4 protein-coding genes and 1 pseudogene are annotated in these 4,146 nt (G+C 66.8%); 2 read left to right on the top strand and 3 right to left on the bottom strand.

All coding sequences use genetic code 11. The annotated features are described in order from the left end of the window. Nucleotides 1-386: 386 nt before the first annotated feature. From AOK11_RS22530 to AOK11_RS45240, 3 genes and pseudogenes are all read right to left on the bottom strand, one after another. Nucleotides 387-1,107: pseudogene (locus AOK11_RS22530) on the bottom strand (IS6 family transposase). A 102-nt stretch (nt 1,108-1,209) separates the two neighbouring features. Further along, nucleotides 1,210-1,593: a hypothetical protein gene (locus AOK11_RS45245; protein ID WP_055595545.1), complete on the bottom strand. Its 384-nt coding sequence runs from the start codon at nt 1,591-1,593 to the stop codon at nt 1,210-1,212. Continuing rightward, nucleotides 1,581-1,772 carry a hypothetical protein gene (locus AOK11_RS45240; RefSeq protein WP_055595544.1) on the bottom strand — a complete coding sequence of 64 codons (192 nt, stop codon included), beginning with the start codon at nt 1,770-1,772 and terminating at the stop codon, nt 1,581-1,583. Before AOK11_RS45240 ends, AOK11_RS45245 begins: the two co-directional genes overlap by 13 nt. A gap of 360 nt (nt 1,773-2,132) precedes the next feature. Here AOK11_RS45240 and AOK11_RS22515 point away from each other — a divergent pair, with 360 nt between their 5' ends. Further along, nucleotides 2,133-2,477: a hypothetical protein gene (locus AOK11_RS22515; RefSeq protein ID WP_157869427.1), complete on the top strand. Its 345-nt coding sequence runs from the start codon at nt 2,133-2,135 to the stop codon at nt 2,475-2,477. Continuing rightward, complete coding sequence (locus AOK11_RS22510; protein WP_157869426.1) at nt 2,477-3,931, top strand: M14 family zinc carboxypeptidase; 1,455 nt, start codon at nt 2,477-2,479, stop codon at nt 3,929-3,931. Before AOK11_RS22515 ends, AOK11_RS22510 begins: the two co-directional genes overlap by 1 nt. Nucleotides 3,932-4,146: the final 215 nt, after the last annotated feature.

The raw sequence follows: 4,146 nt of genomic DNA, 5'->3' as shown, positions 1-4,146 counted from the left end.
ACGCCACGTGAGACACCCTCTAAGCCAACAAAATGACCCTATACGGGCAGCATTCGGCGACGTCGGCTCGTGGAATTGTCATAGATGCAACACTCGCGTCCGGCGTACAAAGGCGCGGGGCCCGAGGGGCACTTCAGGATTCCTCGGAGGCGGACGCGGCCTGAACAGATTTTCTGTTCCCGGGTGGGCGGCAAGGCACCCTGTGGCTGGCGTGCGCGGCCCCCCCGATCGGCCACATTGTGGAGGCAGCCGACCGGGAGGCCGCAGACGGACCTTCCGAAGGTTATGTGATCCTGCTTGCCTTGCTGCGGCGCTGTCACGTTGTTGGGTGTGTGAGTGCCTGATGGCGCGTCGGGGCGTGGTGGGCCTGCGCTTCGGGCCTGGGGTCAGGCCGTGGTGGGCCGACCAGCAGCGCCGGTGATCTGGTCCCAGAGGGCGAAGCGGACGGTCATCTCGGCGCGGTGGCCGGGGGCGGTCATCAGGTGGCGGTGAGGGCGGAAGTGGGGTGAGATGCCGCTGAACGCGGACAGGAACCGCTGGGCTCCGCCGCCGGAGCGGAAGCCTTTCATGGCCGCGTTCACGCTGCCGGGTGGGCTGGCGGGAATTCTCGGCCCGGTTGTTCAGGCCCTGGTGCGAGCGGTGCTCGACGGAGGGCATGACCTCGCGGTGGGCCGCTCCGTAGGAGCGGAGCTTGTCCGTGACGATTACCCGCGACACCGCGCGCGTCTTCTTCAACAGGCGGCGGAAGAAGCGCCGGGCGGCGGCCTTGTCCCGTCGGCTCTGCACGAGGATGTCGAGCACGGTGCCGTCCTGGTCGACGGCCCGCCACAAGTACTTCAGCCCACCGTTGATCTTGATGAAGACTTCGTCCAGGTGCCACTTGTCGCCGGTTCGGGGCCGGTGACGACGTAGTCCGTTCGCGTAGGCCTGGCCGAACTTGGCGCACCAGCGGCGGATGGTCTCGTAGGAGACGATGACGCCGCGCTGGAGCATGAGCTCCTCGACCTCGCGGAAGCCGAGCGGGAAGCGGAAGTACCGCCACACGCAGGGGGAGATCACCTCGACCGGGTACCGGTGCCCCCTGTACGACGGCGACGTGCCCTCCACGGACGACCCCTCCCAGCATGATCAACCCGAAGAGCATCCCACCCGGTCAACCAACGTGACAGCGCCCACAAAACCCCAGGTCACAACCGCAATCTGAGGTCTCTACCGAACCCGGGGCGGTTCAAGACGGCTGGCCCGGATCGTCTGGAGGCCCCAGGTCCATTTCTGCTCGTCAAGGGCCGGGCCCTGTGCAACGGCTATCTCGGCCTTGGTGTGGCGCTCGACCGTTTCCTCGTCGCTGCGGTAGGCCGGGAAGAACTCGGTCGGTGCCTGCTGCGGGGCGGTGATCACCGAGGCGTAGACCATGCGCTCCGGTTCGGCCGCGATGATCGACGGATCGGCCTCGGCCGTGGTCACCAGCGCGTGGCGCTGGTCGGCCCGCACTTCGACGACGGCGGCGCCGAGTTCTTCGAAGTGCACCGATACGTCGGGGTTTTCGAGGAGTTCGGCGACGTTGGTGGTCTCGGCTCCACTTACCCGCTCCACGGGTCCACGGGCGCGATGTCGGCGGCGGAACGCAGTGTGTTCAGTCCGCTCTCCTGGTTGCCCGGGTCGAGCAGGACCACGTACCGACCGGTGTACTCCGTGCTCCGGCCCGACGGAGCCCCATTGGGTCGGAACGGCTGTTCGCCGAAGGCGTACCTGTCCAAGGGTCCGTTCGCCATTGAATTTCCCGCTTTCTGTGCGCTTCCCCGGCCAGTAGACGCGCGCCGACGCACACAGTGCCAGGCTCCGGGGATGGTGGGCCACGTATCGACGCGCGAGCCGTCGCCTGCAGGGCTGTCCCTGCCGGTCCGCTGTCTGGGTAACGCCCTCTTATCTACCGTCGCACCGGGTACAGGGGCCCGCAACACGACGCTGCTTCATCCGTTCCGGAGGTGCTGACTGTCGGGTGTGGCACCGGAGTTGACAGCGGACCGGCCCCGTCTCAGTATCATCAGTGATGGTGAATTGTCTGATTTGGCAGGATCTGCTGGGTCTCAGCGGTCTTGGTGACAGACGGAAACGCACCGAGGGAGACGGACATGAACGAACCGTCCGAACGCACACAGCAGCCTCCACTCCGGGACGCCGGGGGTGAGAACCCTAGGGTGCGTTTCGACGCCACGGTCCACCCCGGCGCGACGAACCGTGATCTCCTCGGCGTCGCCGATCTGGATCTGGACCGGATCCCCGATCGGGAGGGTGAGGTCCGGGTGGTCGTCTCCGCGGAGGAGTGCCAGCGACTGCTGGAGAGCGGCTACGAAGTCCGTCTGCATGCCCAGGTGGCCGTGCGGCCCCTCCCCGCCGAACTGGTGGAACAGGACGACTCGGTGAGGGCCTGGCTGGAGGAGCGCGTCCAGGGCATCGAGCGGTCGGGAGGCGTGTGATGTATCGAACGGTCCCCCAACTCGACTCCGTGACCTCGCTGCTCGCCACGTGGTTCCCACAGTTGTGCACGAGGACTCAACTGCCCGAGCCCTCCGTCGAAGGCCGCCCGGTGTTCGCCCTGCGGTTGCGCGCCGGTGAGGGCGGAGACCGTCGAGGTGTCCTGTTCGTGGGCGGCACCCACGCACGCGAGTTGATGAATCCGGACGCCTTGGTGGAACTCGCCGTCGACCTCGTCGTGAGCTGTCTGAAGGGCACTGACGTCGTGTACGGCGGCCGTACCTGGACGGCTCAGGAGGTCAAACTCATCCTGGAGAGCCTCGACCTCTGGTTCGTGCCTTGCTCCAACCCCGACGGCCGCAACAAGGTGCTGACAGTCGACAACATGTGGCGCAAGAACCTCCGTGACAACCTAGGGACCTCGTGCGACGGGGTCGACCTCAACCGCAACGCGGACCTCCTCTGGGGAGTGGCTGAGGGGCAGACCTCGTGCAGCCCCTGCAGCGATGTCTTCGTCGGGTCCGGCGCGTTCTCCGAGCCGGAGACCCGTAACGTCAAGTACCTGCTGGACACGCAACCCATCCACAGTTTCGTGGACGTGCACTCGTTTTCGGAGCTCGTCCTGTATCCGTGGGGTCACGCCCACAACCAGACCAACGATCCGGCACAGCGGTTCACGAGCCTGCCCACCGGAACCTGTGCGCCCATCGGCATCCCGGGTTATCGGGAGTACATCACGCCCCAGGACCTGCTCCGCTTCACGACGGTCGGGCAACGGGTCGTCGACGCGATCACGGAGGTACGCGGGCGCGCGTACACACCGCAGACAGGCCGGGCACTGTACCCCACCACCGGCGTACAGAGCGACTATGTCTACAGCCGCCACATCGCGAATCCCGTGCTGCGCAAGACCTACGGCTTCACCATCGAGACGGGCCCGCGCGTCGACACTGTGGAGGACTCTTTTCACCCGCCGGACCCCACTCTCATCAAGCGCGACGCCAAAGCGGGCCTGCTGGCCCTCGCCCAGCAGAGCGTCTGCGCCTTCGACCTGATCGGTCTGCGACTGCTTAAGCGTCAGACCGAGGTGGACGCGCTGCGCCGGTTCCGTGAGGAAGTGCTCGCGAGCACCGAGGCTGGCCGCGAGTGGATCGCCCTCATCGAACGGGTCGAACTGCCCACCGCTTCCATCCTGTTCACCGACGAGCGCCTGGCAGGCCGGGCTGCCGCGCTGATCGAGCGCGCAGGGAAGCTGTTCGAGGACGAGAGGTCCGTCGTCGGTGACGAGGACGTCGACCGGGGACGCGCCCTGCTGAACGAACTTGCTGAGCGGGCCGGAGCCGAGGACGCCCAGGTACGCACCGATCTGGAAGCCGTGGGCGCGGCTCTGGAGCAGGCGAGGAAGACGCCGTCGGCCGAGGTGCTGAAGCAACTGACGAGCCGGGGCCCGCTGTAGTGGTTGCCTCGGCGCCATCTTGCCCCGCAGCGGGGGAGTAACGATCCATACCTGTCGGCCCGTTGGCCTCTGGATGACGAAGAGCGCTACCTGAAACGGTGTCGGCAGGCCGGGCGGAACGGCACGCGGGCGGCCGGACGGGGGCATGCTTGAGCTGCATGTCTGTGGGACCGCTCAGAGTTCGCCGGACTCCTGGGGGGTGCCCCTATCTGTTT

The sequence above is a fragment of the Streptomyces hirsutus genome, from assembly GCF_001418415.1.
GTDB classification, from domain to species: Bacteria; Actinomycetota; Actinomycetes; order Streptomycetales; family Streptomycetaceae; genus Streptomyces; species Streptomyces hirsutus.
The sequence above is the reverse complement of the archived record's forward strand: the minus strand, read 5'-3'. Positions and strand labels throughout refer to the sequence as shown.

Excerpts from the sequence above, each read along its gene's own strand:
- AOK11_RS45240 (WP_055595544.1), bottom strand. The coding sequence starts at position 1,772 with ATGGCGAACGGACCCTTGGACAGGTACGCCTTCGGCGAACAGCCGTTC.
- AOK11_RS22515 (WP_157869427.1), top strand. The coding sequence starts at position 2,133 with ATGAACGAACCGTCCGAACGCACACAGCAGCCTCCACTCCGGGACGCC.
- AOK11_RS22510 (WP_157869426.1), top strand. The coding sequence starts at position 2,477 with ATGTATCGAACGGTCCCCCAACTCGACTCCGTGACCTCGCTGCTCGCC.